The 25,833-nt window shown below is 58.8% G+C and carries 26 protein-coding genes; 11 read left to right on the plus strand and 15 right to left on the minus strand.

Going from position 1 to position 25,833, the window contains the following annotated elements:
• Positions 1 to 3: 3 nt before the first annotated feature.
• From A1WC_RS13785 to A1WC_RS13775, 3 genes are all read right to left on the minus strand, one after another.
• On the minus strand, positions 4 to 846 hold the full coding sequence (locus A1WC_RS13785; protein WP_016160955.1) for a triphosphoribosyl-dephospho-CoA synthase: 843 nt from the start codon (positions 844 to 846) through the stop codon (positions 4 to 6).
• The gene (gene mdcA / locus A1WC_RS13780; RefSeq protein WP_016160956.1) at positions 846 to 2,501 is read right to left on the minus strand and encodes a malonate decarboxylase subunit alpha; all 1,656 of its coding nucleotides are present in this window, start codon (positions 2,499 to 2,501) and stop codon (positions 846 to 848) included. Before mdcA ends, A1WC_RS13785 begins: the two co-directional genes overlap by 1 nt.
• Positions 2,502 to 2,726: 225 nt before the next feature.
• Positions 2,727 to 3,761, minus strand: a complete 1,035-nt coding sequence (locus A1WC_RS13775) for an AI-2E family transporter (RefSeq protein ID WP_008805030.1) — start codon at positions 3,759 to 3,761, stop codon at positions 2,727 to 2,729.
• A 441-nt stretch (positions 3,762 to 4,202) separates the two neighbouring features.
• On the opposite strand from A1WC_RS13775, the gene kpnE reads away from it, so the two are divergent.
• From kpnE to A1WC_RS13760, 3 genes are all read left to right on the plus strand, one after another.
• Entirely contained in the window at positions 4,203 to 4,565 is a 363-nt protein-coding gene (gene kpnE, locus A1WC_RS13770; RefSeq protein WP_008805029.1) for a multidrug efflux SMR transporter subunit KpnE, read from the plus strand.
• On the plus strand, positions 4,552 to 4,881 hold the full coding sequence (gene kpnF, locus A1WC_RS13765; protein ID WP_008805028.1) for a multidrug efflux SMR transporter subunit KpnF: 330 nt from the start codon (positions 4,552 to 4,554) through the stop codon (positions 4,879 to 4,881). Before kpnE ends, kpnF begins: the two co-directional genes overlap by 14 nt.
• A gap of 107 nt (positions 4,882 to 4,988) precedes the next feature.
• Positions 4,989 to 7,145, plus strand: coding sequence for a putative bifunctional diguanylate cyclase/phosphodiesterase (locus tag A1WC_RS13760; protein WP_016160957.1), 2,157 nt, complete (start codon positions 4,989 to 4,991; stop codon positions 7,143 to 7,145).
• Here A1WC_RS13760 and A1WC_RS13755 read toward each other — a convergent pair whose 3' ends face one another.
• Entirely contained in the window at positions 7,146 to 7,958 is an 813-nt protein-coding gene (locus tag A1WC_RS13755) for a trypsin-like serine peptidase (protein ID WP_012968314.1), read from the minus strand. It lies immediately after the preceding gene.
• Positions 7,959 to 8,584: 626 nt separating this feature from the next.
• Between A1WC_RS13755 and A1WC_RS27920 the strand changes: the two genes are divergently transcribed.
• A complete protein-coding gene (locus tag A1WC_RS27920) occupies positions 8,585 to 8,722 on the plus strand; it encodes a hypothetical protein (protein ID WP_153690771.1) in 138 nt (45 codons plus the stop codon).
• 173 nt (positions 8,723 to 8,895) lie between these two features.
• Here the strand turns inward: A1WC_RS27920 and asr are convergent, their stop codons facing one another.
• The gene (asr, locus tag A1WC_RS26230) at positions 8,896 to 9,315 is read right to left on the minus strand and encodes an acid resistance repetitive basic protein Asr (RefSeq protein ID WP_043875352.1); all 420 of its coding nucleotides are present in this window, start codon (positions 9,313 to 9,315) and stop codon (positions 8,896 to 8,898) included.
• Positions 9,316 to 9,490: 175 nt separating this feature from the next.
• Positions 9,491 to 10,978 carry a carboxypeptidase M32 gene (locus A1WC_RS13745; protein WP_016160959.1) on the minus strand — a complete coding sequence of 496 codons (1,488 nt, stop codon included), beginning with the start codon at positions 10,976 to 10,978 and terminating at the stop codon, positions 9,491 to 9,493.
• Positions 10,979 to 11,194: 216 nt separating this feature from the next.
• Here A1WC_RS13745 and A1WC_RS28170 point away from each other — a divergent pair, with 216 nt between their 5' ends.
• On the plus strand, positions 11,195 to 11,287 hold the full coding sequence (locus A1WC_RS28170) for a KPN_01571 family protein (protein WP_004206050.1): 93 nt from the start codon (positions 11,195 to 11,197) through the stop codon (positions 11,285 to 11,287).
• 30 nt (positions 11,288 to 11,317) lie between these two features.
• Here the strand turns inward: A1WC_RS28170 and A1WC_RS13740 are convergent, their stop codons facing one another.
• A complete protein-coding gene (locus A1WC_RS13740; RefSeq protein WP_008805023.1) occupies positions 11,318 to 12,568 on the minus strand; it encodes an MFS transporter in 1,251 nt (416 codons plus the stop codon).
• Between the two features lie 130 nt (positions 12,569 to 12,698).
• Between A1WC_RS13740 and A1WC_RS13735 the strand changes: the two genes are divergently transcribed.
• The 3 genes from A1WC_RS13735 to bioD all read left to right on the plus strand — a co-directional run bounded on the left by A1WC_RS13735 (position 12,699) and on the right by bioD (position 15,769).
• Positions 12,699 to 13,601, plus strand: coding sequence for a LysR family transcriptional regulator (locus A1WC_RS13735; protein WP_016160960.1), 903 nt, complete (start codon positions 12,699 to 12,701; stop codon positions 13,599 to 13,601).
• Between the two features lie 124 nt (positions 13,602 to 13,725).
• Positions 13,726 to 14,946, plus strand: coding sequence for a sugar metabolism global transcriptional regulator Mlc (mlc, locus tag A1WC_RS13730; protein WP_032691385.1), 1,221 nt, complete (start codon positions 13,726 to 13,728; stop codon positions 14,944 to 14,946).
• A gap of 127 nt (positions 14,947 to 15,073) precedes the next feature.
• Positions 15,074 to 15,769, plus strand: coding sequence for a dethiobiotin synthase (gene bioD, locus A1WC_RS13725; RefSeq protein ID WP_012541855.1), 696 nt, complete (start codon positions 15,074 to 15,076; stop codon positions 15,767 to 15,769).
• On the opposite strand, the gene clcB is transcribed toward bioD, so the two are convergent.
• From clcB to A1WC_RS13695, 6 genes are all read right to left on the minus strand, one after another.
• A complete protein-coding gene (gene clcB, locus A1WC_RS13720; protein ID WP_016160961.1) occupies positions 15,722 to 17,017 on the minus strand; it encodes a voltage-gated ClC-type chloride channel ClcB in 1,296 nt (431 codons plus the stop codon). The two genes, bioD and clcB, sit on opposite strands and share 48 nt — an antisense overlap.
• A 133-nt stretch (positions 17,018 to 17,150) precedes the next feature.
• On the minus strand, positions 17,151 to 17,759 hold the full coding sequence (gene dmsD / locus A1WC_RS13715) for a Tat proofreading chaperone DmsD (protein WP_016160962.1): 609 nt from the start codon (positions 17,757 to 17,759) through the stop codon (positions 17,151 to 17,153).
• Positions 17,760 to 17,800: 41 nt separating this feature from the next.
• Positions 17,801 to 18,658 carry a dimethyl sulfoxide reductase anchor subunit family protein gene (locus A1WC_RS13710; protein WP_016160963.1) on the minus strand — a complete coding sequence of 286 codons (858 nt, stop codon included), beginning with the start codon at positions 18,656 to 18,658 and terminating at the stop codon, positions 17,801 to 17,803.
• A gap of 1 nt (position 18,659) precedes the next feature.
• The gene (locus tag A1WC_RS13705) at positions 18,660 to 19,277 is read right to left on the minus strand and encodes a DMSO/selenate family reductase complex B subunit (protein WP_016160964.1); all 618 of its coding nucleotides are present in this window, start codon (positions 19,275 to 19,277) and stop codon (positions 18,660 to 18,662) included.
• Positions 19,278 to 19,287: 10 nt separating this feature from the next.
• The gene (ynfE, locus tag A1WC_RS13700) at positions 19,288 to 21,723 is read right to left on the minus strand and encodes a selenate/tellurate reductase subunit YnfE (RefSeq protein WP_016160965.1); all 2,436 of its coding nucleotides are present in this window, start codon (positions 21,721 to 21,723) and stop codon (positions 19,288 to 19,290) included.
• Between the two features lie 150 nt (positions 21,724 to 21,873).
• Positions 21,874 to 22,143, minus strand: coding sequence for a DUF1161 domain-containing protein (locus tag A1WC_RS13695; RefSeq protein ID WP_008805014.1), 270 nt, complete (start codon positions 22,141 to 22,143; stop codon positions 21,874 to 21,876).
• 101 nt (positions 22,144 to 22,244) lie between these two features.
• Between A1WC_RS13695 and A1WC_RS13690 the strand changes: the two genes are divergently transcribed.
• On the plus strand, positions 22,245 to 22,955 hold the full coding sequence (locus tag A1WC_RS13690) for a YnfC family lipoprotein (protein ID WP_008805013.1): 711 nt from the start codon (positions 22,245 to 22,247) through the stop codon (positions 22,953 to 22,955).
• Here A1WC_RS13690 and speG read toward each other — a convergent pair.
• Both speG and A1WC_RS13680 read right to left on the minus strand, forming a co-directional pair.
• Positions 22,949 to 23,509 carry a spermidine N1-acetyltransferase gene (gene speG / locus A1WC_RS13685; protein ID WP_008805012.1) on the minus strand — a complete coding sequence of 187 codons (561 nt, stop codon included), beginning with the start codon at positions 23,507 to 23,509 and terminating at the stop codon, positions 22,949 to 22,951. The genes A1WC_RS13690 and speG overlap by 7 nt on opposite strands.
• 78 nt (positions 23,510 to 23,587) lie before the next feature.
• Complete coding sequence (locus tag A1WC_RS13680; protein WP_004206035.1) at positions 23,588 to 23,929, minus strand: DUF1283 family protein; 342 nt, start codon at positions 23,927 to 23,929, stop codon at positions 23,588 to 23,590.
• A 108-nt stretch (positions 23,930 to 24,037) separates the two neighbouring features.
• Here A1WC_RS13680 and A1WC_RS13675 point away from each other — a divergent pair, with 108 nt between their 5' ends.
• A complete protein-coding gene (locus A1WC_RS13675) occupies positions 24,038 to 24,400 on the plus strand; it encodes a YnfA family protein (protein WP_162493261.1) in 363 nt (120 codons plus the stop codon).
• Positions 24,401 to 24,514: 114 nt separating this feature from the next.
• Complete coding sequence (locus A1WC_RS13670; protein ID WP_016160966.1) at positions 24,515 to 25,798, plus strand: MFS transporter; 1,284 nt, start codon at positions 24,515 to 24,517, stop codon at positions 25,796 to 25,798.
• Positions 25,799 to 25,833 lie beyond the last annotated feature (35 nt).

The raw sequence follows: 25,833 nt of genomic DNA on the forward strand, positions 1-25,833 counted from the left end.
GCGTTAGCCGGAAACCCGGTCGAGAAACAGGGTGGCGGCAAGGAGATCGGCCGCGCCACCCGGCGAGGCGTTGTGCGCCAGCATCTGCCCATCAAGGCGCGCCAGCGCGGCGCGACCGGCGACGCTGGCGCAACCGCCCGCCGCCAGAACCTCGCGAGCGCCTTGCTGCATAGCGTGCAGGCCGTTCATGCCGGCGCGCGACAGCACGCAGGTATCGCTCAGCGAGGTCATGATGGCCATCAGCGCATCAAGGCGCGCCTGCGGCTCGCTGGCGCCTCGCGCCCGGCTCTGCTGCAGTTGCGGCAGCGCCAGGGTGGTAACATGCGGAAATCCGCGCTGCGCTTCCTCGCGTGCGCCCGGCACCTGCCAGCGGCGGCTGGCGCGCAGACCCTTACTAAAGCTTTTCGGCGCGAAACCATCAGGCAGGCGGGCAAGGGCGGCAGCGGCGGCGGCGATCGCTTGTGATTGACCCTCTCCACCCAACATCGCCACCGCGCTGACCAGCAGGCCCAGCGCCCAGATGGCGCCGCGGTGGGTGTTAACCCCACCCGTCGCCATCATCATCTGCGCTTCACCTTCGCGACCGAGGCGGCCGACGGTTTCGCGCAGGGCGATATCCGCCGGACGCTGCCAGCTTTGCTGCGCCAGCGCGTGAAAGGTCGGCTGCAGACTGCGGGCGGAGCGTTCCATCAGGTCCAGATTAAGATCCTGATGCGCGCCGTTGCCGCGACTATCGACCAGACCCGGTTTCGGACTCAGACGGGCTTCGTCAATCAGACACGCGCTGGCGGTATGCGCCAGCCAGCTGACGCGGCTTTCTGCGAGCAGGGGGGAGAGATTTTTCATTACCAGCTCCGGAATTTTGCCGGTGGGTTGTACAGTCCGTCGGACCACTCCACCAGGTCGGCGACGCTGCCGGCCGCCAGCAGCGAGCGGGTGGCATCGCTGCGGCGAATGCCGATATCTTCCGGGTAGACCACTTTGCCGCTCTGGCGCAGGGCGGCGACGCGTTTGGCGTCCACCCCGAGGCCAATATCAGTGATCCCGGCCACCGCGGCGACCATCGCCCGGCGCTCTTCAAGGCTCTCCGCGCGGTACAGGTAAGCGATACCTTCTTCGGTCAGCACGTGAGTCACGTCATCGCCATAAATCATCACCGGCGCCAGCGGCATGCCGGAGGTTTTGGCGACGTCGACCGCGTCGAGGGTTTCAACGAAGGTCGGTTTCACGCCGGCCTGGAAGGTTTCGACCATCTGCACCACCAGTTTTTTCCCGCGCTGCATCGGGTCTGGTTCAGTGATCATATTGAGCCAGGCCGGGGTGGCGTGGCGGCGACCGTGCGGGTCGTGGCCCATGTTCGGCGCGCCGCCGAAGCCGGAAAGACGACCGCGGGTGACGGTGGAGGAGTTAGCCTGGCCATCAACCTGCAGGGTCGAACCGATAAACATATCTACCGCGTACTGACCTGCCAGCTGGCAGAAGGCGCGGTTAGAGCGCATTGAGCCATCCGGGCCGGTAAAGAAGATATCCGGGCGGGCGCGGATGTACTCTTCCATCCCCAGTTCGCCGCCGAAACAGTGCACGCTCTCCACCCAGCCGCTCTCGATGGCCGGGATTAAGGTCGGATGCGGATTCAGCGTCCAGTGTTTACAGATTTTGCCTTTCAGGCCGAGCTGTTCGCCGTAGGTGGGCAGCAGCAGTTCAATAGCAGCGGTATTAAAGCCGATACCGTGGTTAAGCGACTGCACCTGATGCTCCGCGTAGATGCCTTTGATCGCCATCATCGCCATCAGAATGTGTTCTTGCTTAATCAGGCGCGGGTCGCGGGTGAACAGCGGTTCAATGAAGAACGGTTTGTCGGCGACCACCACGTAATCAATCCACGAGCCGGGAATATCCACGCGCGGCAGATCGCATTCGTCGTCCACCAGTTCGTTGACCTGGGCTATCACAATGCCATCGTGGAAGGCGGCGGCTTCGACCAGCGCCGGGGTATCTTCAGTACTTGGCCCGGTGTACAGGTTGCCTTTGCGGTCGGCTTTATAGCCCGCGATCAGCGCGACGTTTGGCGACAGATCAACGTACAGGCGGGAGTAGAGTTCGATATAGGTGTGGATGGCGCCGATTTCGAGCAGGCCATCTTCCAGCAGCTGCGAAATGCGCAGGCTCTGGGTGCCGGAGAAAGAGAAATCCAGTTTACGGGCAATGCCTTTTTCAAACAGGTCCAGATGCTCGCTGCGCCCGACGCTGGGCATAATCATATGCAGGTCGTGAATTTTTTGCGGATTGACCTCGGCGAGCATGCGGGAGAGGAAATCAGCCTGTTTCTGGTTGTTGCCTTCCAGCACCACCCGATCGCCCGGGGCGAGCAGATTTTCCATTACGCTGACCAGCTGGTCAGTGGGGATGACTTTGCCGGCGATCTTCGCTTCGGCCAGCCGCCGCTGTTTTTCCGTCCGGCGACGGTTCCAGACCCGCGCCGTCGTTTGTTCAGCATTCATTGTTAACCTCCTGATTCGACAAATCGTTTTGTTTGTCCTGGTGGAAGTTAGTGTGCGATGCGCGGCGCTGCGCATCAATTAAGCACGGCGGCTAATTGTTAGCTTTAGAGTAACGATTGGGTCTTACCGTTTGTGATAGGGATCAATAATACGAAAGGCGTAGTGGTCTAAGGGAAGAGCGCAGGTGAGGAAGCCGGCCGATACACGGCCGGCCGTGGGAAGGGGTTATTCTTTACTGACATCACTTAATAAGAAAGCAATACTCTGACCGCCGCTGGTCTGCTCGAGGGCAATTTTGGCGATAATCGTCAGTGGCACCGACAGCAGCATGCCGACCGGGCCCAATAGCCAGCCCCAGAAGATCAAGGACAGAAACACTACCAGCGTGGAGAGCCCCAGGCCACGTCCCATCACCCGTGGCTCCAGAATGTTGCCGAACACCAGGTTGACGATCAAGTAGCCGGCCAGGACCACCAGCGCCTCGTACAGCCCGCCAAACACCAGTACCTGCAGGATCGGCGGGATGGCCGCCAGCACGGAGCCAATATTGGGAATATAGTTGAGCGCGAAGGCCAACAGTCCCCACATGAAGGCGAAGCGCACGTCCAGCAGCACTAGCATGCCCCAGACCACCAGGCCGGTCACCAGGCTAATCGCGGTTTTCAGCACCAGATAATGCGACACGCTGTCGATGGCCCGCTGAATGGCGCCCATCCCTTCAACCGGACGGGACATCAGCTGTTGCAGCTTGGCGGGAAGCTGGGGGACCTCCAGCAGCATAAATACCACCGTCAGCAGCAGCAGAAAAATCGAGGACATCGCGTTCGACAGCTGAGTGAGCAGGCTGGTGACCAGCGTCATCACCGCGTTAGGGTCGATGTATTTATTCAGCTCCACCACCGAGACGGTGAACCCCATGCGCTGCAGCCAGGGGGCGATGGTTTGCATCGGCTCGTAGAGATAGTTGCGATACTGCGGTAAGGTGCGCGCCAGCTCGTTAAGCGAGGTCCCCAGCGAGGCCAGCAGCACAATGGCCAGCATGACGATGAGGCCAATCAGCATCGAGATCGCCAGCACGCGCGGGACCCGGCAGCGGACCAGCAGTTGTACCAGCGGATTAATGATCACCGCCAGAAAGAGGGCGAGAATAAAGGGGACAATAATGTCCGCCGCAAAGCGAATGCCGGTAAGGATGATCACCAGCATGCCCAGCATGATGACCATCTTTAATCCGTTAAGTGTAATAATGGGTTTAGCCATAGGTCCCGACCTCAATCTTCCTTGCCTATTAACAGGTTGCGTTACATTAGCATAATGACGTTTTTTTGCAGAAAAAACGCATTGAAGCAAAACGGCGGCGTAAAGAATTGCAAATTCTTTGAATTAAATGTAGCACTATGCTACAAATTTATCTGTGTATAACTACTGAGGACAATTTTCATCCGCAACGGACGAGAAGCAACACCGCGGATAATTGTAATTTTATGGACAATCAGTTCAGGATGTATATTTTAAACCACCCCGCAGTCTCTCTCTCTTTTTCCCGTTTTGCCGGCGAGCAGCACTGGCATTCGGCGCTATAGTCACCTTCTCTCTGCCTGAGCTGGCGCCAAGCGCACAGCGAAATCTACGTCAGAAATTTTCCTGTTTACGCCTCGCGTAAACGGTAATGGATTATATTCTCAAGCAGGAGAAGGGATCATGTTTTATTGGATTTTATTAGCTTTAGCTATTGTTGCTGAAATTACCGGCACCTTGTCGATGAAATGGGCGAGCGTGAGCGGTGGTCATACCGGTTTTATTTTAATGCTGGCCATGATTGCTCTGTCATATATTTTTCTTGCCTTTGCGGTTAAAAAAATTGCCCTGGGTGTGGCCTACGCGCTATGGGAAGGGATCGGCATTTTGCTGATTACCGTGTTTAGCGTGCTGTTGTTTGATGAAAGCCTGTCGCCGCTGAAGATCGCCGGCCTGACCACCCTGGTGGTGGGGATCGTCTTAATTAAGTCCGGCACCCAGAAAAAAGCGTCGTCAAAGCAGGAGGTGGCCCATGCAGCAGTTTGAGTGGATCCACGCCGCGTGGCTGGCCGTCGCCATCGTGCTTGAAATCATTGCCAACGTCTTTTTGAAGTTTTCCGATGGCTTCCGCCGCAAAGTCTACGGCATCCTGTCCCTGGCGGCGGTGCTGGGCGCGTTCAGCGCCCTGTCGCAGGCGGTTAAAGGGATCGATCTCTCGGTCGCCTATGCGCTGTGGGGCGGCTTCGGTATCGCGGCGACCATCGCCGCCGGCTGGGTGCTGTTTGGTCAGCGCCTGAATAACAAAGGCTGGGCGGGGCTCATCCTGCTGGTGGCCGGCATGGTGTTAATTAAACTCGCCTGACGTCTCGCCGCCTGCAAAGCCAGGCGGCAAAACAGGTCCTCTGTAGTATGCTTAACTCAAGATCAGCCCCTCGCTGATAGTGTGCCTGGTGACGATGAGGACTGCGCATGTTCACTGCTTTCGGCTGGCGGAAAATTCCTTCCGCCAGGACGTTGTCAATAATGATATTCCTCGCCGGCCTTGGACTCACCGCGTCGGTCATTTCTCTGCTGTATCTCTCACAACACCTGATTGCCAGCAAATCTAATGAAATCGATCAGCAGCGTTCGGTGCTGTCGGTGGAAGGGGCGGTACAGACCTCGGTCAATCGGGTGCTGTCGCTGGTGCTGGACAATGCCATCTGGGATGACGCGGTAACGCAGACCTACGCCCCGTCACTCGATCAGAAATGGCTGTACGATTCCTGGGGATCAGGCTTCAAAATCAATAACCTGTACGATGGTACCTTTGTCCTCGATGAACATTATCGTATCCTGTGGGGCGCCTTTCAGAGCCAGGTGCTGCCCCGGACTGACCTCTCATTTCTTGGGGCTGGGCTGACCAGTCTGATCCGCTCTCATGCGCAAGCATTGCGTGAGGGAAAAAACGCCTTTGCCGGTATCACGCGCACGGAGGCCGGGATCGCCTTTGTCGGCATCGGCCTGATACGCCCAACGACAGGTCGGCTTCAGGTATTTGATGCGACGCGGCGCTATCTGGTGATTACCCGGCATATCAACCCCCAACTGCTGGAGCGCCTGGGTGACACCTTTCAGATTCGTCATCTGCATCTCGCCGAGGGTCCCGGCGCCTACCGTATTCCGCTGCGAACGCAGGCGGGTGAGGTGCTGGGATACCTGGCCTGGCAGCCGCGCCTGCCTGGCGCTGAAGCGGCGCAGGCCTCGTCAGGCAGCATGGGACTGATCGCCGGGGTGGCGGCCAGCCTGATCCTGCTGTTTATCCTTTTTAGCAGTTTGGGCATGTATAAGCTGGCGCGCGGGGAGCGTCAGGCGCGGGAGATAGCCATGATTGACTGGCTGAGCCGTCTGCCTAACCGGCGAGCGCTTCTGCTGCGGTTAAGCCAGGTATGCGAGACGGGGAAACACGATATTCAGTGCGTGGTGTTTATCGATCTGGATGGTTTTAAGGACGTCAATGATAACTATGGTCATGATGTCGGCGACGCCCTGATCCGCCATATCGCCAGCGCCCTACAGACGCGGGTACCGACGGGGGCCATGCTGGCGCGGATGGGCGGGGATGAGTTCGCCATGGCGGTGAGCGGCGCAAAGGCGATTGACCGAGCGGCGGCGTTCGCCTGGGCAGCGCTGGAGCTGCTGAAAGCGCCAGTGACGCTCAGCAAACGCAAAATTTATATCGGCGCCAGCATTGGCATCGCCAGCGGCGCCCCGGCGGAATGTTCCAGTACCGAGCTGTTTCGCCGGGCGGATATCGCCATGTACCACGCCAAGAAGAGCGGGAAGGGGCGGACGGCCTGGTATGACGATGCGCTGGATGCCGTGCGGCGTCATCAACTGATGATTGAGAACGGCATCCGCCAGGGGCTGGAGCAGGATGAATTTGAGGTCTGGTATCAGCCGGTGGTCGATGCCGATACCCTGGCGATGACCGGCGTGGAGGCGCTACTGCGCTGGCCGCGACGCCCGCAGGGGGCGCTGGCGCCGGATGCGTTTATTGCCATCGCCGAGAGCAGCGGCCTGATTGATGCCCTCGGGCAGTTCGTTCTGCAACGCGCCTGCAGCGACCTGCAGCCGGTGGACGATCTCCTTTTGTCGGTGAACATCTCGCCGGCGCAATTTCGCGACCCGGCTTTTGAAAACCGGGTGATGAAGACCGTCGCGGCCTGCCGCTTTCCGCCGTCGCGCCTGCAGGTGGAGGTGACGGAGAGCTATGTGCTGGAAAATCCGGAACGTTCGCAGGCGGTGGTGGAGAATCTGAAGGCCCAGGGTATTGCCGTGGCGCTGGACGATTTTGGCACGGGCTACTCAAGTATTGGCTATTTACGCCGCTTTCGCTTTGATAGCCTGAAGATCGACAAATCTCTCGCCGGGCGGGTGGACAGCGATGAACAGGCGGCGGAGATGGTGCGCGGGACGGTGCGCATTGCCCGCGCGCTGGGGATGACGGTCGTGGCGGAGGGGGTTGAGGATCCGCAGCAGCTGACGCTGCTGCGGCGGGCCGGCTGCGACCGGCTTCAGGGGTACTATTTCAGTAAACCGATGCCGATCGCCGATCTGCTGCAGCGGCGTCAGTCGCAGGGGTGATTACTCTCCGGCCAGTGCTTCCAGCTTATCGCGAAAGCCGGTAACCGAAATGGCGCGGTTGTCAGCCCGCCAGCGATCCTGCGGACCGGGAGCGGAGCTTTGCACGGCGATCACTTGCCAGCCGTCCTCCGTTTTCAACAGCAGCGGCGACCCGCTGTCACCTGGCAGCGTATCGCACTGATGCGACAGCACGCTGTTTTGCGCCCAGCCGGTCACGATGCAATCCTGATGGCTGTACAGATTATCCAGATGATCCTCCGGATATCCCGATTGGGTCACTTTACGGTCCGCTGCCTTCAGCGCAGCGGTGAGATCGGCCTTGCTACCCGGGAAGAGTGGGATCGGCGTGATGCCCGAGGGAGCATAGCGCAGTACGATCAGGCCAAAATCTGACGGCGCCGCGGCGGAGGGCACGATCCAGCCATCGCCATCGGCCTTCAGGCGCTTACCTAAGGCCGGATCCACTCGCCCTTCAATGCCGTGAATTTCATATACCCAGCCGCCCTTGCGCGAAATAAAGCGCAGAGCAACCGCTTTGTCCGGTTTGCCGCGCGGAGGCGTCAACAGACAGTGGCCAGCGGTCAGCGCCAGGTGAGGGGAGATAAGCGTCGCTGTGCACAGATTGCCGCTGGCGGTTTCCAGTTGGCCGATCGCATCCCACGGGCTTTCCTCGGGGTGGCTCACCGCTTTTCGGTCATCATGGCCGAAAAACAGCGTCTTAATATCTTTGGCGCTCAGTCCGCTATCATCGGCATGTGCGCCCAGAGGTAACAGATAAAATGAACACAGCAATAACAGAACGTCTCTACGCATATCACTCTCTGGGGAGGCTATGATGTCTATTGACAGTAGCAGGAGATTTAAGTTTTTGAAAGTAAACAATAATTCTAAGCAGGCCAAACCGTTGCCATCAGGCGAGACGGGCTGACGCTGCCGCTGGCAAAACCGTCTGATTTCAAGCGGTTAATACCAGCTGAACGCTGTTGCTATTTCCGCAGAAAGCGACGTCCGACGCAACAAAATTCGTGTATCAGAACGTACTGAACCCGGCGAATAATTCACCAACCGGACATTAAGATTATTCCTGGTTTGCCAGCGATTCGCTGAAAAATAATGCGCTTGCCCGCCAAAACTTCACCAGAATTCGCACTTCTTTACGCCTCTCGTAATTATTTTCAATGCGAAACATTTTCTCACCGAAAACGTTGTTACCGTCACTCCGCCGTTGAGTAAATAGAGAGGTAATACCGGCGATGATAGCCTGAATTCTATTTCCCCGACGTTGGGAGGGTATATGTCTAAAAAAGGTATTCGCGCACTGGTTTATGTTTCCCTGGTCTCAGTTGCTATCTGGGGCGCGACCGGTTATCTGGTGATGGAAGCGGTGCGCGTACTGTGAAGCGTCTGGTCACCACGAGGTGGCCGGCGCGCGCTAGTTTATGACTACAGTGTCTGGCGTCTTCGGACGCCGGGCATTTTTTGTGCCGCAGGAATTTCAGGGTAATGAGACGCGGGAAGGTGTCGTCAGCGATCGCCGTACGGTATTTATTATTCTGCAAAGCCAGCAGAAGCAGTAAATGAGAGCGTGGCGGAAATGATTAATAGAGGAAAAAGCGGGTAGCAACCACTGCGCAAATGATTAACAGGATCAGGATGAGCTCGAAACGATAGCGCCGCAGCATAGTGCTCTCCAGAAAAAACGGCGCTGAAACAGCGCCGATTATTAAGAAGGTTAGTTCACCGGGAGGAATTATGCTGCCGGCTGTGCAGCAGGTTTAGCGGCCTGGTGTTTAGTGGTTTTGTGGTGTTTTTTTGCAGCCTGCGCTTTCTGTGCTACCGGTTTAGCCGCAGCTTTGTGGTGCTTTTTAGCCGCCTGAGCTTTCTGCGGAGCAGCGGGTTTAGCTTCTACTTTTTTGTGTTTTTTAGCGGCCTGGGCTTTCTGGGCAGCGGCTGGTTTAGCTTCTGCTTTTTTGTGTTTTTTGGCAGCCTGAGCTTTCTGCTCTGCAGCTGGTTTTGCCGCGGCTTTGTGGTGTTTTTTGTGATGGGTGGTCTTGGCAGCAGTGCTGTGGGTAGCAGCCGGTGCCTGAGTGGTGCTTACTGCGTCAGCAGCGAAAGCGGCGGAAGAGAGACCCATAGCAGCGGCAACGACCAGAGCTAATACTTTTTTCATTCTGATATCCTCGAAAAGTTTTCTTAATTTCAACCCCACTGCGGGGCCGGTGAAATCACTATATGCTTGTCTTTTCGAGCTTTCCGTGAGTGTTTGGTATCGGCGTGTAACCGAATGTACAACACGCCTGGCCGTGGGGAGTGGAAGGACGCGCCGGGTAGCCCGGCGCGCACGTTCACAGATAGCGGGCGGTAAGGTGTTCGCGGAAGTAGCGGCTGTTGAGATCCTCGCCGGTGGCCTGCTGGATCAGCTGCGAGGTGGAGAAGCGGCTGCCATGCTGCCAGATATTCTGCCGCAGCCAGTCGAACAGGGCGCTGAAATCGCCCTCCGCAATATCGCGGTCTAACGTCGGCAGCGCGCGCCGGGCGGCCGCCATCAGCTGGGCGGCATACATCGCACCCAACGTATAGGAAGGGAAATAGCCGAATCCGCCGTCGGTCCAGTGAATATCCTGCATGCAGCCGTCCCGGTAGTTGCCGGTGGTCGACAGCCCCAGCCAGTGCTGCATCTTCTCGTCCCACAGCGATGGGATATCATCTACTTCAATCTCGCCGTCAATCAGCGCGCGTTCAATTTCATAACGCAGGATCACATGCGCCGGGTAGCTGACCTCATCGGCATCGACGCGAATAAAGCCCGGTTTCACCCGCTGATTCCAGGCGACAAAGTTGTCGCTGCTAAAGGCCGGTTGATCGCCAAAACGCTCGCGCACCGCCGGTAACAGGCGGTTGAGGAAAGGCTCGCTACGTCCCAGCTGCATTTCAAAAAACAGACTCTGCGACTCGTGGATAGCGGTGGAGCGAGCGAGTCCTACCGGCTGGTCGACCCACGGGCGAGGCAGATTCTGCTCATAGCGGGCGTGGCCGGTTTCGTGGATCACGCCGAACAGGGCGCTGAGCAGGTCGTTTTCGTTGTAGCGGGTGGTGATGCGCACATCCTGGGGGACGCCGCCGCAGAACGGGTGAGCGCTGATGTCGAGGCGCCCGCCGTCGAAGTCAAAGCCGAGGATGCGCATGGCCTGCAGGCCCAGCTCGCGCTGAGCGGCAATCGGGAAAGGCCCCTCCGGGGCGAGTAATGTCTGCGTCGCTTGCTTAGCGACCGCTTGCTGCAGCAGGGAAGGCAGCCAGGACTTGAGGTCGGCAAACAGGCTATCCAGCCGGGCGCTGGTCATATCTGGTTCGAAAATATCGAGCAGTGCGTCGTAGCGTGAGCCGCCTCTGGCATCGGCGCGGATCTGCGCTTCCTGACGGCTCAGCCTGACCACCTCGCGAAGATTGTCGGCAAAGCCAGCCCAGTCGTTAGCGGGACGCTGGCTGCGCCAGGCATGCTCACAGCGGCTGCCGGCAAGGGATTTTGCCTCCACCAGGCTCTCCGGCAGCAGCGCGGCCTGATCGTACTGACGCTGCATTTCACGCAGGTTGGCCTGCTCGACGTCGTTGAGGTCCTGCTGGCGGGCTTCCTGCAGCCATTGGCCCACTTTTTTATCGGTCAGGATCTGATGCTGCAGCACGCCGAGCTCCGCCAGCGCTTCGCCCCGGGCGGCGCTGCCACCCGGAGGCATCATCGCAAACATATCCCAGCCAGCGATGGCGGAGAGATGCGAAAAGCGCGACAGGCGCTGAAAGGTACGGGTAAGCTGCTGATAAGGCGTATTTTCAGTCATAGTGGCGTTCGGTCCGTGACAGGTGAATGAACAGGTTATCGGTATCCTTCTACACTATCCTGATACGCCCGGCGGGTCGAGCGTTGCGCATAGGGGAAGGGAAAGACACATGGCGGGAGAATAAGCTCACCTCTGTGATCGGTGTGACAGAAAACGGTAACATATCGGTACTAAACTGTGATCGATTACACAGGTCTGGAGGTTCGGGGGTGGTTTATGAATCCGTTCACCTGGCTGTTTATTGCACTGCTGTCCGTTGATGCCGTCAGAGAGTTGATGGGCTTGTCTTCCATTATGGGCATGTGGTGAACCGTGGCCCGCAGGCCACGTCACACGCGACTATTTCAGTCGTTGATGTAAGCAGGTGCCGGTCAACAGCGCGGCAAGGAGCAGCAGCGCGATAAACCCACCGACGCCGTTCCAGCCGTAGTGATGCCAGAATACCCCGCCTAACGTCCCGGCAAGACTTGAACCCAAATAATAGCTGAACAGATACAGCGATGACGCCTGACCGCGGGCGCGGCGGGCGCGTGGGCCAATCCAGCTGCTGGCGACGGAATGCGCGGCGAAGAAGCCAGCGGAAAACAGCAGCATACCGATGAAAATAAGCCACAGGGAAGAAAAGAGCGTCAGCAGCAGGCCGCAGAGCATGACAGCGGTAAAGCCGAGCATCACCGGTCCGCGGCCAAAGCGTACGGTCATGGCCCCTGCCTTCGGTGAACTCCAGGTCCCGGTGAGATAAGCTACCGACAGCAGGCCTACCACCGCCTGGCTTAGCGACCATGGCGACATCATCAGCCGGTAGCCAATATAGTTAAACAGGGTGACAAAAGCGCCCATCAGCAGAAAACCTTCGACGAACAGCAGCGGCAGACCGCGGTCGCGCCAGTGCAGACGGAAGTTGATCAGCAAGTTTTTCGGTCGCAGCGAGGTCGAGCGGAAATGGCGCGACTCGGGCAGAATGCGCCAGAACATGATGGCCGCGGCCAGCGCGAAGCCACTGATCACCGCCAGCGCCACGCGCCAGCCGAAGAAATCGGTAAAGACCCCGGTCAGCAAGCGGCCGCTCATGCCGCCGATGGAGTTGCCGCTGATATATAACCCCATCGAAAAGGCGACGAAACTGGGGTGGATCTCCTCACTCAGGTAGGTCATGCCGACCGCCGCCACGCCGCTCAGCGACAGGCCGATCAGGGCACGCATAATGAGGATGCCGTGCCAGCTGGTCATCATGGTCGACAGCAGCGAGCAGCAGGCGGCCAGCAGCAGGGCGGTGACCATCACCGGCTTGCGCCCGATGGCGTCGGACAGCGGGCCGGTAAACAACAGGCCCACCGCAAGCATCGCCGTGGAAATGGAGAGTGAAATACTGCTGCTGGCCGGGGATACGCCGAACTCGTTCGACAGCACCGGCAGGATCGGTTGCACGCAGTAGAGCAGGGCAAAGGTGGCCAGACCGGCGGAGAACAGCGCGAGGGTGACGCGCATAAATTGCGGGGTGCCGCGCTTAATAAACTGATCCGGGCGGGATGCACCAGCGACGCTGACCTCGCCCGCCGGCACGGTGTCAACGGTTGTTGTACGACTCACAGAGAATTCCTTGCGTAGAAGTTGCTGCTTACCAACAGAATGTTGTGACCATTCAGCTCACATTTTTAGGGTATGAAAATGTAAATATTCTGTCTAATATATTAATAATCTCAAATAAGACGTTTTAAATATGAGTATCGAGTTGCGTCATCTGCGCTATTTTGTCGCCGTCGCGGAGGAATTACATTTTGGCCGGGCCGCAGCGCGACTGAATATTTCTCAACCGCCGTTAAGCCAGCAAATTCAGATCCTCGAGCAGCAGACCGGCGCCCGCCTGTTCGCGCGCACCAATCGCAGCGTCAGTCTGACGGCGGCCGGAAAGCAGTTTCTCGCCGATAGCCGACAAATTCTTGCCCAGGTGGATGACGCGGCCGCCCGCGCTGCGCGTCTGCATCACGGTGAAACCGGCGAACTGCGTATCGGCTTTACCTCCTCGGCCCCCTTTATCAAGGCGGTATCCGATACGTTGTCGATGTTTCGTCAGCGCTACCCGGATGTGCATATTTTGACCCGCGAGACCAACACTCGCGAACAGATTGTGCCACTGAGCGAGGGGGCTCTCGATCTGGGGCTCCTGCGCAATACCCAACTGCCGGACACCCTGGCGTGGGAGCGGGTGCTGCGCGAGCCGTTGCTGGCGATGGTCCCGGCCGACCATCCGCTGGCCCGCCAGCCCTCGGTCAGCCTGGCGGCGCTGGCGCGCGAACCCTTCGTCTTTTTCGACCCGCACGTGGGTACCGGCCTGTATGACGATATCCTCGGCTTGCTGCGTCGTTACGGTCATACGCCGGTGATTGCCCAGGAGGTGGGGGAGGCGATGACCATTATTGGTCTGGTGGCCGCCGGACTGGGGGTGTCTATCCTGCCGGCCTCCTTTCAGCGCGTACAGCTCAGTGAAATGCGCTGGCTGCCGATCGACGAACAGGATGCGGTGTCGGAGATGTGGCTGGTGTGGTCGAAACATCATGAACAGGGAGCGCTGGCAAAACGCTTTCGCGAGTCGCTGCTGGCCTGGAAAACCGAGCACAATTGAGGCGAAAAGAGGCTGGAAATGTGCGGTAAATCACAAGGCTAAGTAAAAATTTGACGTTCACCATCGAAGTGCTTCACCATAGCCGAAAGTTTATTTCGAAGCGCGAAAATAAAGGGAGTCAATGGTGGTAGCGGATAGTCAACCAGGCCATATCGATCAAATTAAGCAGACCAATGCGGGCGCCGTGTATCGCCTGATTGATCAGCTCGGCCCGGTATCGCGTATCGACCTCTCCCGATTTGCGCAACTGGCTCCCGCCAGCATCACCAAGATTGTCCGCGAGATGCTGGAAGCGCATCTGGTGCAGGAGACGGAGATCCAGGAGCCCGGCAGCCGTGGCCGCCCGGCGGTGGGGTTGATGGTAGAAACCGAGGCCTGGCACTATCTTGCGGTGCGCATCAGCCGCGGCGAAATCCACCTTTCGCTGCGTGATTTAAGCAGTCAGCTGGTGGTGGAGGATCAGCTGGAGCTGGCCCTCACCGACAGCACGCCGTTTCTGACCCGTATTATTGATCATATCGATCGGTTCTTTATTCGCCACCAGAAGAAGCTGGAACGGCTCACCTCCATCGCCATGACGATGCCGGGTATTATTGATACCGAAAATGGCATTATTCATCGCATGCCGTTTTATGAGGATGTCAAAGATGTGCCGCTGGGCGATGTGCTGGCCAACCATACCGGGGTGCCGGTCTACATTCAGCATGACATCAGCGCCTGGACTATGGCGGAATCGTTGTTCGGCGCCTCGCGCGGCGCCCGGGATGTCATTCAGGTGGTCATCGATCATAACGTCGGCGCCGGGGTTATCACCGACGGACGCCTGCTGCATGCTGGCAGCAGCAGCCTGGTGGAGATCGGCCATACTCAGGTCGATCCCTACGGCAAGCGCTGCTACTGCGGCAACCATGGCTGTCTGGAAACCATTGCCAGCGTAGAGAGCGTGCTGGAGCTGGCGCAGATGCGCATGGCCCAGTCGATGAGCTCGCTGCTGCACCAGCGTCCGCTGAGCGTGGAGTGGCTGTGCCAGGCCGCGCTGCAGGGCGATCTGCTGGCCAGAGACATTATCAGCGGCGTGGGTAACCACGTCGGGCGGATTCTGGCGATCATGGTCAATCTGTTTAACCCGCAGAAAATTCTGATTGGCTCGCCGTTTAATCTGGCGGCAGATATCCTTTTTCCGGCAATTTCCAGCTGCATTCGGCAACAATCGCTCCCGGCCTACAGCCAGCATATCGCGGTTGAAAGCACCCAGTTTTCCAATCGTGGCACGATGGCTGGCGCGGCGCTGGTCAAGGATGCGCTCTATAACGGATCCTTACTCATACGACTGTTACAGGGTTAACATTTTTTCATAGTCGCACCAAAAATTGCGCTATCTCAAGCCGACCTCTGGCGGCATCACGTAGACTTTGCCCACTGTTGATTATTTCTCTCCCGTATATTTCATCGACAAAACTGTGGGGTTAGTGATGTTTAAGCGTTTCTTTATTACAGGTACAGACACCTCTGTCGGGAAGACAGTGGTTTCCCGTGCGCTGTTGCAGGCACTTGCTGCCAGAGGCAAAAGCGTGGCCGGGTACAAGCCTGTGGCGAAGGGCAGCAAAGAGACGCCAGACGGTTTGCGTAACAAAGACGCGCTGGTGCTGCAGAGCGTCTCCACGCTGGCGTTGCCGTATGAGGCTGTCAATCCCATAGCGTTAAGTGAAGACGAAAGCAGCGTGGCGCACAGCTGCCCGATCAACTACGGTTTGCTGTCGGATGGTTTGCAGCGACTGGCCGGTCAGGTCGATCACGTGGTGGTTGAAGGCACCGGCGGCTGGCGCAGCCTGATGAACGACCTGCGACCGCTCTCCGAATGGGTGGTACAGGAGCAGCTCCCGGTGCTGATGGTGGTGGGGATCCAGGAGGGGTGTATCAACCATGCGCTGCTGACGGCCCAGGCGATCGCCAATGACGGGCTGCCGCTGATCGGCTGGGTGGCCAACCGCATCAACCCCGGTCTCGCGCACTACGCTGAAATCATCGATGTCCTCAGTAAGAAGCTGCCGGCGCCGCTGATTGGCGAGCTGCCGTACCTGCCGCGCGCCGAACAGCGTGAGCTGAGCCGCTACGTCGACTTAGACATGCTCGGCAACGTGATGGCGATAGATCGAATCCCGGCGTAACGTCCGCGACAGCACCGACGCCACCACGCAGGTGATCAGCAGGCCGGGCAGCAGCGCATACTGCCCGGTCATCTCACAAATCATCAGGGTCGACATGATTGGCGCATGGGTGGTGGCAGCCAGAAACGCCGCCATGCCGGTCAGACCGATCATCATAGCCATCTCTTCATTTCCCGGTAGCCATAGCCCGCTGACGCTGGCAAAGAGCATGCCCATCGCCAGGCCGACAAACAGCGTGGGGGTAAAGACCCCGCCCGGCGCGCCGGAGCCGCTGCTGGCCAGCACCGCCAGCAGTTTGCACAGGAAAACGCCGGCCAGCAGTACGCCGGACGGCGGCATCTGCAAATAGCTTTGCACCACGCTGTAGCCGTTGCCCCACACCGTCGGGGTGATGAGCGATAAGCCGCCGACAATCAGCCCCCCCAGCGCCAGCTGCCACGGCGGCGTCAGTTTCAGTTTGACGAACCCGCGGTGGCTGTAGTCCATCAGCCAGATAAACAGCGGGCCGCACAGCCCGGCCAGCAGGCCAGTCGCCAGCATTAAACCATAGTGCAGCGCGCTGAGGTTCTGCTGCAGGACGACGTGGTACAGCGGCGCGGCGCCGCCGTTGAGGAACTGCGTCAACAGCAGGGCGATCACCGCCGAGATAACGACCGGCCCGAGCGAGGCCAGCATCAGCGTGCCAAAGAGAATTTCAGCAATAAACAGGCTGCCGGCCAGCGGGGCATGATAGGCGCTGGCCATCCCGGCAGCGGCGCCGCAGGCGACCCACAGCTTCCATTCAGGCTGCGGCGTGAAGCGGCGGGCGAACAGCGACGCCGCCAGCGCGGCCAGCAGGATCATGGCGCCTTCCCGGCCAATCGCGCTGCCGGTGACCACGACCAGCAATGACGCCAGCGATTTCACCAGGCTTGCCGGCATATCGAAGCAACCGTCGCCGGTCTCCAGGGCTTCCATATAATCGGTGGCGGCATGCGGGCGCGCGATGCTGCGTCGCTGCCACAGCCAGAGAAGTGTTCCTGCCGCCAGGCCGCCCAGCGCCGGGGTAATCAGTCGCCGCCACGCCGGCAGCGACTGCGCCGCGTTGACCAGGCTCCCGCTGTCATTGCCGAGAAACAGCGTTTCCAGCACCACCATCGCATGGCGAAACAGCGCCACCGCCAGGGCGGCGAGAAGGCCAATCAGGGTGGCGATCAGCAGGCGGCGAAACATCACCTGCACATCAGGATAGGGATGAAGACGGTGCATCAGTCACGGCGAGGTTCGGAAAACATGGCCTTATTGTGATAGGGAATAACCTTAGATGCAAAAGCGATAAGTGCGGGTGAGGGGCTGGGAAGCGACGAAATAAAACCGCGCCGGATACCGGCGCGGTGAAGGGTTAACGATAGAGCGCTTTTTCCGCCACGGCGATCGGCAGATTCTCCTGCCACTGCGCCAGCGTTGCCTGCGCCAGCTGACCCAGCGCCTGGTAGAAGGGGTGGTCGGCATGGTCGACAAAGACGCTCAGGAAGCGCCCGGACCACGGCAGCAGGTGCCAGGCCAGCAGCTGGGCAAACAACGCATCCTGCTCCGTCTCGCACAGCCACGCCGCCAGCAGCAGCAGGGTGCCGAAATGATCTTCCGGTTCGTTACGCTCGGCGTCCAGTGCGATGCCGTTCGTGCGCATCCACTCGCGCAGGGCCAGCGTGGAATCGCCAAACAGCACTGACTCTTTATCCAGCCAGACGGATCCCCATGGCGGCGCCGGCAGGGCCCACGGGCCGATAAACAGGCGTTGCCAGGCTTCCGGTAATGACTCTTCCGTCGACGCGGCAAAGGCTGACGCCAGTGGGGCGGTTACCGGGAAGGGCCACTGTTGCTGCCAGCTGCCGTCCTGGAAGGCGGCGACCAGCGGCGCAATGTGCGCGCTATTCGGCGCATAAGAGAACAGCGCGCCCAGGGTGCGGGCGCTTAACGCGACAGCGTCGCGGTTTGGGATCGGCATCATTACTTATTCCTTTCTGCGGCGCGCGCCAGCGCGCCGTCTCATTAACCGGCAACCGCCATACCGACAGTCATATGCAGACCATAAAACAGGCCGCGACCAATACATTCCGCGATCAAGACCAGCAGCAGGCCGATCAGCAGCCCCGTAGCGCGCGGCGGTTGGCGGCGGATCAGCGGACACAACCAGCAGCCAAGACCGAGAGCCAGCAGTATCAGGCGTAACGCCTGGAGTGTGCCGTAATCTGGCAGCAGGGTGGCTGCCTGCTGGACTGAACTGTGAATGGTACTGAGTCCGGCGCTTTGCATGATGATAACGGCGGCGCCGATCGCCAGCGCGGCCACGCTGAGTCCGGCAAAAAACCAGCCGTTAAAGTCGACTTTCGCCAGCCGCAGCAGCAGGGCGGCGAACAGCGGCCCGCTGAGGAGCACCGTCAGGAAGAACGCGCTGGTAGTGTAGCCATTGTACCATGTTGGCACGGTATCGATTTGGTAAACCCGGGTCATCGCCAGAACAAACAGCAGCCCCAACAGCATGGCGATCACCAGCCAGACTTTACCCAGCGCCGCTGGCATTTTGCCCAGTACCGCCAGCAGCCACCAGAATCCTCCCACGGCGAAGAACAAGGCGCCGCTGGCGATTTCATTGCTCAGCGCCGAGGCGCCGACGCGGTTCAGCGAGTTAAACGCGCGCAGCGGCGAACCGAGATGCATCACCGAAGCCAGAAAACCAATGCCCATCAGCAGCCAGATAAAAAACATGCTGCGCACCAGCCGTTGCTGCGCTTCGCGCTGGTTTGTCAGCGATAGCCAGCCCAGCCCGCTGACGAGGGTCGCGCCGACCACGCATTGCCCCAGTACCGTAAACAGCACCAGCGGCCATTCATGCCATCCGCTTCCCATCTCACACCTCCTTTGGATTTGCCAGATAACCGGTGGTATCGCCACACGGCCGGGCATTGGCGTTAGGTTTGATCACGATACTCGGCCTGGTAAAGTGCGCCAACGGCAGCGGGGCCACTGCGGCCAGCTGGCCGTGCTTGGCGCGCAGCTCGGCAATCGGCCCGAAATCGAGCGCCCGCAGCGGGCAGGACTCGACACAGATCGGTTTTTTCCCCTCGGCGACGCGCTCGTGACAGCCATCGCACTTGGTCATATGGCCTTTGTCGGCATTGTACTGTGGGGCGCCGTACGGGCAGGCCATATGGCAGTAGCGGCAGCCAATACATACCTCTTCGTTGACCACCACAAAACCATCGTCGCGCTTGTGCATCGCCCCACTTGGGCAGACCTTGGTGCAGGCCGGATCTTCGCAGTGGTTACAGGCGATGGAGAGGTAGTAGGCGAACACATTCTGCTGCCAGACGCCGTTGTCCTCCTGCCAGTCGCCGCCGGCATACTCATAGATGCGGCGGAAGCTGACCTCCGGGGTGAGATTCTTGTAGTCCTTACAGGCCAGTTCGCAGGTTTTACACCCGGTACAGCGAGCGGAATCGATAAAGAATCCATATTGCGTGCTCATGGTTTACTCCTTAAACCTTTTCGATGTCGACCAGGTTGGTATGCTGTGGATTCCCCTTCGCCAGCGGCGATGGGCGGTGGGTGGTCAGCGTATTCATGCAGGCGCCATGGTCGATCCGGTCTCCGGCCATATTCGCGTCGTGCCAGGCGCCCTGGCCCATCGCCGACACGCCCGGCATGATGCGTGGCGTCACTTTCGCCGGAAGACGGACTTCGCCGCGCTGATTAAAGACGCGCACCATATCGCCGTTTTTAATCCCGCGTTTTTCTGCGTCAAGCGGATTGAGCCACACTTCCTGGCGACAGGCCGCTTGTAATACATCGATGTTGCCGTAGCTGGAGTGGGTGCGCGCTTTATAGTGGAAACCAAACAGCTGCAGCGGATACTGGCTGCGCAGCGGATCGTCCCAGCCTTCAAATGTGGAGGCGTAGACCGGCAGCGGGCTGATAACTTCGTCTTTCTCCAGCTGCCAGTGGGCGGCGATCTCGGCGAGACGGCTGGAGTAGATTTCAATTTTGCCGGACGGGGTTTTGAGCGGATGCGCTTCAGGATCGCGGCGGAAGTCGCGATAGGCGACGAAGTGGCCGTTCGGATCTTTACGCTTGTAGATGCCCATCTGTTTCAGGTCGTCGTAGCCAGGTAGCGCCGGGTCTTTCGCCACCATTTTGGCATACAGATGCTGCAGCCACTGCGCCTGCGTGCGCCCCTCGGTAAAACGTTGATGCACGTCGTCGCCGAGCCGTTTCGCCACTTCACTTAAGATCCAGTAAATCGGTTTGCGTTCGAACTTCGCCGAGGTAGCAGGCTGGATAAAAATGAGATAGCCCATATTGCCGGCGTAGTCGTTGGGAATAATATCTTCCTGCTCAACGGTCATCAGATCGGGCAGCAGCAGGTCGGCGTATTTCGCCGACGAGGTCATAAAGTTGTCGATAACCACAATGGTCTCGCACTTGCTTTCGTCCTGCAGGATCTCGTGGGTCTTATTGATGTCGGAGTGCTGGTTGATGATGGTGTTGCCCGCGTAGTTCCACAGGAACTTGATCGGCACATCCAGCTTCTCTTTGCCGCGCACGCCGTCGCGGGTGGCGGTCATCTCCGGGCCTCGAGCGATGGCGTCGGTCCAGGTGAAGCAGGAGATGGCGGTCTTCACCGGATTTTCCAGCACCGGCAGACGTTCGATAGTGATGGTGTAGGTTGATTCGCGGGCGCCGCTGTTGCCGCCGTTGATGCCGACGTTGCCGGTTAAGATCGGCAGCATGGCGATCGCGCGGGCGGAGAGTTCGCCGTTGGCCTGGCGCTGCGGTCCCCAGCCCTGGCAAATATAAGCCGGTTTACTCATGCCGATTTCGCGCGCCAGCTTAATGATGCGATCGGCGGGGATGCCGGTAATACGCGAGGCCCACTGCGGCGTTTTGGCGACGCCGTCGTCACCCTCGCCAAGAATATACGCTTTGTAGTGGCCGTTTGCCGGCGCCCCGACCGGCAGCGTTTTCTCATCGTAGCCAACGCAGTATTTGTCGAGGAATGGCTGGTCGACGAGATCCTCGTTTATCAGCACCCAGGCGATACCGGCGACCAGCGCGGCGTCCGTGCCGGGACGAATAGGGATCCACTCATCTTCCCGACCGGCGGCGGTATCGGTGTAGCGCGGGTCGATAACGATCATCCGCGCGTTAGAGCGCTCGCGAGCCTGCTCCAGATACCAGGTAATGCCGCCGCCGCTCATCCGGGTTTCCGCCGGGTTATTGCCGAACATCACCACCAGCTTGCTGTTTTCAATATCCGAAGTACTGTTGCCGTCGTTGCTGCCGTAGGTATAGGGCATCGCGCAGGCAATCTGTGCGGTGCTGTAGGTACCGTACTGGTTAAGCGAGCCGCCGTAGCAGTTCATCAGCCGCGCTACCGGCGACGCTGAAGGCGACGAACGGGTGATGTTGCCGCCGACGATCCCCGAAGAGTAATTAATGTACACGGCTTCATTGCCATACTGGGCAACGGTGCTTTTCAGACGGTCAGCGAGGATATCCAGCGCCTCCTGCCAGCTGATGCGTTCAAATTTGCCTTCCCCGCGCTTGCCGATGCGCTTCATGGGATAGTTAAGGCGATCCGGATGATTGATGCGCCGACGAATAGAGCGCCCGCGCAGGCAGGCGCGGACCTGGTGGTCGCCGTAGCGGTCGTCGCCGGTATTATCCGTTTCGACGTAAACCACTTCATCATCCCGCACGTGCAGCCGCAGGGCGCAGCGGCTACCGCAGTTGACCGAACAGGCGCCCCAGACAATGCGGGTGTTGTCGCCGGTAGCCTGTTGTACTGCTGCCGCGGCGCTGCGCAGTGTAAAGGGCAGGGTAAGCCCGCCGGCGGCCAGCGCCAGAGAGCTGAGGGCTGTGGATTTGAGTAGCGCGCGTCGGGAGACGCCGCCGGGGGATTCCTGATTCGACATTGCTCACTCCATGATAGTTATGCTGTGCGGAGAAGGGCCGCCACGTCATTAACAGACGCAGGGGTGAGCGATAATACGTTATGGGTAGCCAGCAGATCTTATCCCTGGTCAATGCAGGGATAAGATCTTTCATTTGAAACCGAAGTGGGCTTACTGAGCGTCGTTTTCGGCGGGACTGTCGCTGTTACGCGTATAGGTGATTTTGAAGGTGTCATTGGCGCAATGACCGACCACCTGAACCCCGGGCTGGTCTGCCTGATCGTTTGGCACAATGGCCAGGCTGAAGGCGGTTTCCGGTACGCCATTGTTGATGATCTTCTGCTGGATGTCGCTTTTGACCCGTTCACATGAGTCGGGGGCTGCCAGCACGGTCGTGGAGCACAGCAGTAGTGCAGCGCCTGTCCAGAGGGATAGTTTCATCTTACACTCCTTATCGATGTTATCCAGAATTAAGCATAGCAGAACTGGTGTAAACAATTGTATTTGCTAATATGATCTGATGTACACAAAAGGAATCGCCTGTGAAAAGATTGTATTGGCTGATCCCGGCAGCGCTGCTGCTGACGGCGTGTGACCGCCAAAGCGCTCCGGAAGCCTTCACCCCGGAGATGGCGAGTTTTTCCAATGAGTTTGAGTTCGATCCGCTGCGCGGGCCGGTGAAAGATTTTAGCCAGACGCTATTGGATGAACACGATGTGGTGGTCAAGAAGGTGAGTGCTCAGCTGTCAAAAGAGGGATGTTTCGATCTGCTGACCCTGGAAGATGTGGAGAACAATACCGGCGCCACGCTGCTGCTGGATGCCAACTATTACGTCGATGGGCGCACCCACGAGAAGCGACTGCGCCTGCAGGGCAAGTGTCAGCTGGCAGAGATGCCCGCCACGGGGGTGAGTTGGGAGACGGATGATAACGGTTTTATTATTCGCGCCCGCGGCAAAGAGACCACCGCCACCTACCGCTATGACAGCGATGGCTATCCGCTGGGAAAAACCACCACCGCCAAAGAAGAGCAATTTACCGTCGCCTCCACGCCGTCGAAAGATCCGCGCAAGAAAATGGACTATACCGCCATCAGCACCTTCAACGAACGCACACTGGGCACGGTACGCCAGACCTGCGACTATGATCGCCACGACAATCCGCTGAGCTGTGAGCTGCAGGTGATTGATGAAAGCGTGCAGCCGCCGCTGACACGCCATTACACCATCAAGAACCGCATTGATTATTACTGAGCCGTCGGCTTCAGCAGGGCCGGTCCTGGGGTTTTGTGTTCGGCCAGATACTGGTGCTGGAACAGACACATGCGAATGGTGTTGCGGTACTCGCCGTTAATGAAAAACTCATGGATGAGTTCACCCTCGACGATAAAGCCGAGCTTGCGGTAAATATGGATCGCTTTTTCATTCTCTTTATCGACAATCAAATACAGCTTATACAGATTAAGAACCGTAAAACCGTAGTCCATGGCCAGCCGCGCCGCGCGAGTGGCAAGGCCTTTTCCCTGGAAGTCCGGTGAGATAATGATCTGGAACTCGGCCCGCCGATGAACATGGTTGATTTCAACCAGCTCTACCAGCCCGGCTTTATCGCCATTGCATTCGATGACAAAGCGACGCTCGCTTTGATCGTGGATATGTTTGTCGTACAGATCGGAGAGCTCAACGAAGGCCTCGTACGGCTCTTCAAACCAGTAGCGCATGACGCTGGCGTTGTTATCGAGCTGGTGGACAAAGCGCAAATCTTCCCGTTCGAGGGGGCGGAGTTTGACGTGTAGCGCGTCGGTCATGGGTAATCCTGTGGTTAAAGCTGAACAGCGCGTTATGAAAGGCGGCGCCCGCAGGCGCCAGCGTTGACAGGAAGCGGATCAGGGATTGATTGCCCGGCCGGTGCGGCGGTCAAGGCAGCGCAGGGTGTTCGGCTCCCAGTAGGCATTGACGTTGGCGCTCTTCTGGCAGTTATCCTGCGCGTCGAAGGCGACATCGGTTTTGTCCCACTCTTTTTCCGCCCGCTTATTGACCTTCTGGCGCAGGCTGCGGGTGTCGTTCCATTGCTCTTTTTCCATCGACGCCTGCTGACGGCTTTGCGCGCTGTCGCCAGATTCAATCACCAGCCGGTCGGTGGCGGCGAAGGAGCTGGAGGTATAGACCACGGCGCTCAACGCCAGAATGGCGGTCAGGCACCAGCGTTTGTTCAGTGTCATGTTCATCACGATTTCCTTTAAGTGATGGGTTAACCCTCAGGCTAAGTTTACTACAGCTCTTTTGCCGGGCATAGCCGACAAAACAGCGTGGGGCAGAAGCCATTATCGCGTAGAATGGTTCAACGCTTTGTCTCATTTACGAATCTTTTAATGCTCAAAACAACGCTCCTGTTCTTTGCCACCGCCCTGTGCGAAATCATCGGCTGCTATCTGCCGTGGCTATGGTTAAAGCGCGGGGCCACGCCGCTGCTGTTGATCCCCACCGGCCTGGCGCTGGCGCTGTTCGTCTGGCTCCTGACGCTCCATCCTGCCGCCAGCGGGCGGGTCTATGCCGCCTACGGTGGGGTGTACGTCTGTACCGCCTTGCTCTGGCTGCGGGTCGTGGATGGCGTCAAGCTCAGCCATTACGACTGGGCCGGGGCGATCATCGCCCTGTGCGGCATGCTGATCATCGTAGCGGGCTGGGGGCGGGCCTGAGCTCGCCTTGTGTGATCGCTGCCACTTTTTTAAACCTTAATTCTTGTATGGTAGTCGACCTGTTGCCTTACTTATCAGACATTCTCTTTTGTTATGACTCTGTAAGGAACAACGATGGCTATCGAGACACTTGCCGCCCGGACGGGGGCGACGCCGCTGCGTATCCGTCGGGTGCAGAAGATCACCCTGACGCTGCTGTTTATCGCCGGTATCGTCAACTTTCTTGACCGCTCTTCGCTGAGCGTCGCCGGGGAGGCGATACGCGCCGACCTGGGACTCAGCGCCACCGAGTTTGGGGTGCTGCTCTCCGCCTTTTCGCTCTCCTACGGCTTCGCACAATTGCCGTCGGGAATATTGCTGGATCGCGTTGGACCGCGCATTGTGCTCGGCGCCGGACTGATTTTCTGGTCCGCAATGCAGGCCCTGACCGGGATGGTCAATTCGTTCTCGCATTTTATTCTGCTGCGCATTGGCCTCGGGATTGGTGAAGCGCCATTTATGCCCGCCGGTGTGAAATCAATCAATGACTGGTATGCGCAAAGAGAGCGCGGTACGGCGGTGGGGATATTTAACTCCTCGACGGTGCTGGGGCAGGCCATTGCGCCACCGGCTCTGGTTATTATGCAACTGGCCTGGGGCTGGCGAACGATGTTTGTGGTGATTGGCTTAGCCGGTATCCTGGTCGGTCTGTGCTGGTATGTGGGCTACCGAAATCGCCGGCACTTCACCCTGCAGGAAGAGGAGCAGCAGTATCTGGCCAGCGAGGAGGTGGCCCGCCCGGCGCTGAAATTTAGCGAATGGCTGGCTCTGTTTAAACGGCGCACCACCTGGGGGATGATTCTGGGCTTTTCCGGTGTGAACTACACCGGCTGGCTGTATATCGCCTGGTTGCCCGGCTATTTGCAGGCGCAGCAGGGGTTAAGTCTGGCCCGTACCGGCTGGGTGGCGGCGATCCCGTTCCTTGCGGCGGCGGTGGGGATGTGGGTCAATGGCCTGGTGGTCGATGCTCTGGCGCGCAGAGGTTACGATCTGGCGAAAACCCGGAAAACGGCGATCGTGATCGGTCTGGTGCTGTCGGCCCTGGGCACCCTGCTGGTGGTGCAATCCTCCACGCCGACCCAGGCGGTGGCTTTTATCTCCATGGCGCTGTTTTGCGTCCATTTTGCCGGGACGTCGGCCTGGGGGCTGGTGCAGGTATTGGTGGCAGAGCATAAAGTGGCTTCGGTGGCAGCGATCCAGAACTTTGGCAGCTTTGTGTTTGCCTCCTTTGCGCCGATCGTCACCGGGTGGGTGGTGGATACCACTCATTCTTTTAATCTGGCGCTGGTGATCGCCGCCGGCGTGACCTTCACCGGGGCGTTGTGCTACTTCTTTATCGTTAAAACCCGTATCGACTAACCGCCAGACCGGACTCCCGGTTAAATGACAGGCCC

It is taken from the genome of Klebsiella sp. KTE92 (assembly GCF_000398905.1).
Taxonomy (GTDB): domain Bacteria; phylum Pseudomonadota; class Gammaproteobacteria; order Enterobacterales; family Enterobacteriaceae; genus Klebsiella; species Klebsiella variicola.

Bases quoted from the DNA above. Each gene is read 5' to 3' on its own strand.
- A1WC_RS13785 (WP_016160955.1), bottom strand. From the start codon at position 846: ATGAAAAATCTCTCCCCCCTGCTCGCAGAAAGCCGCGTCAGCTGGCTG.
- A1WC_RS13710 (WP_016160963.1), bottom strand. From the start codon at position 18,658: ATGGGAAGCGGATGGCATGAATGGCCGCTGGTGCTGTTTACGGTACTG.
- mdcA (WP_016160956.1), bottom strand. From the start codon at position 2,501: ATGAATGCTGAACAAACGACGGCGCGGGTCTGGAACCGTCGCCGGACG.
- bioD (WP_012541855.1), top strand. From the start codon at position 15,074: ATGTTTAAGCGTTTCTTTATTACAGGTACAGACACCTCTGTCGGGAAG.
- A1WC_RS13670 (WP_016160966.1), top strand. From the start codon at position 24,515: ATGGCTATCGAGACACTTGCCGCCCGGACGGGGGCGACGCCGCTGCGT.
- A1WC_RS27920 (WP_153690771.1), top strand. From the start codon at position 8,585: ATGACTACAGTGTCTGGCGTCTTCGGACGCCGGGCATTTTTTGTGCCG.
- A1WC_RS13745 (WP_016160959.1), bottom strand. From the start codon at position 10,978: ATGACTGAAAATACGCCTTATCAGCAGCTTACCCGTACCTTTCAGCGC.
- speG (WP_008805012.1), bottom strand. From the start codon at position 23,509: ATGACCGACGCGCTACACGTCAAACTCCGCCCCCTCGAACGGGAAGAT.
- kpnE (WP_008805029.1), top strand. From the start codon at position 4,203: ATGTTTTATTGGATTTTATTAGCTTTAGCTATTGTTGCTGAAATTACC.
- A1WC_RS13775 (WP_008805030.1), bottom strand. From the start codon at position 3,761: ATGGCTAAACCCATTATTACACTTAACGGATTAAAGATGGTCATCATG.
- A1WC_RS13695 (WP_008805014.1), bottom strand. From the start codon at position 22,143: ATGAAACTATCCCTCTGGACAGGCGCTGCACTACTGCTGTGCTCCACG.
- A1WC_RS13760 (WP_016160957.1), top strand. From the start codon at position 4,989: ATGTTCACTGCTTTCGGCTGGCGGAAAATTCCTTCCGCCAGGACGTTG.
- ynfE (WP_016160965.1), bottom strand. From the start codon at position 21,723: ATGTCGAATCAGGAATCCCCCGGCGGCGTCTCCCGACGCGCGCTACTC.
- clcB (WP_016160961.1), bottom strand. From the start codon at position 17,017: ATGCACCGTCTTCATCCCTATCCTGATGTGCAGGTGATGTTTCGCCGC.
- asr (WP_043875352.1), bottom strand. From the start codon at position 9,315: ATGAAAAAAGTATTAGCTCTGGTCGTTGCCGCTGCTATGGGTCTCTCT.
- A1WC_RS13705 (WP_016160964.1), bottom strand. From the start codon at position 19,277: ATGAGCACGCAATATGGATTCTTTATCGATTCCGCTCGCTGTACCGGG.
- kpnF (WP_008805028.1), top strand. From the start codon at position 4,552: ATGCAGCAGTTTGAGTGGATCCACGCCGCGTGGCTGGCCGTCGCCATC.
- A1WC_RS13735 (WP_016160960.1), top strand. From the start codon at position 12,699: ATGAGTATCGAGTTGCGTCATCTGCGCTATTTTGTCGCCGTCGCGGAG.
- A1WC_RS13680 (WP_004206035.1), bottom strand. From the start codon at position 23,929: ATGAACATGACACTGAACAAACGCTGGTGCCTGACCGCCATTCTGGCG.
- A1WC_RS13755 (WP_012968314.1), bottom strand. From the start codon at position 7,958: ATGCGTAGAGACGTTCTGTTATTGCTGTGTTCATTTTATCTGTTACCT.
- A1WC_RS13675 (WP_162493261.1), top strand. From the start codon at position 24,038: ATGGTTCAACGCTTTGTCTCATTTACGAATCTTTTAATGCTCAAAACA.
- dmsD (WP_016160962.1), bottom strand. From the start codon at position 17,759: ATGATGCCGATCCCAAACCGCGACGCTGTCGCGTTAAGCGCCCGCACC.
- A1WC_RS28170 (WP_004206050.1), top strand. From the start codon at position 11,195: ATGAATCCGTTCACCTGGCTGTTTATTGCACTGCTGTCCGTTGATGCC.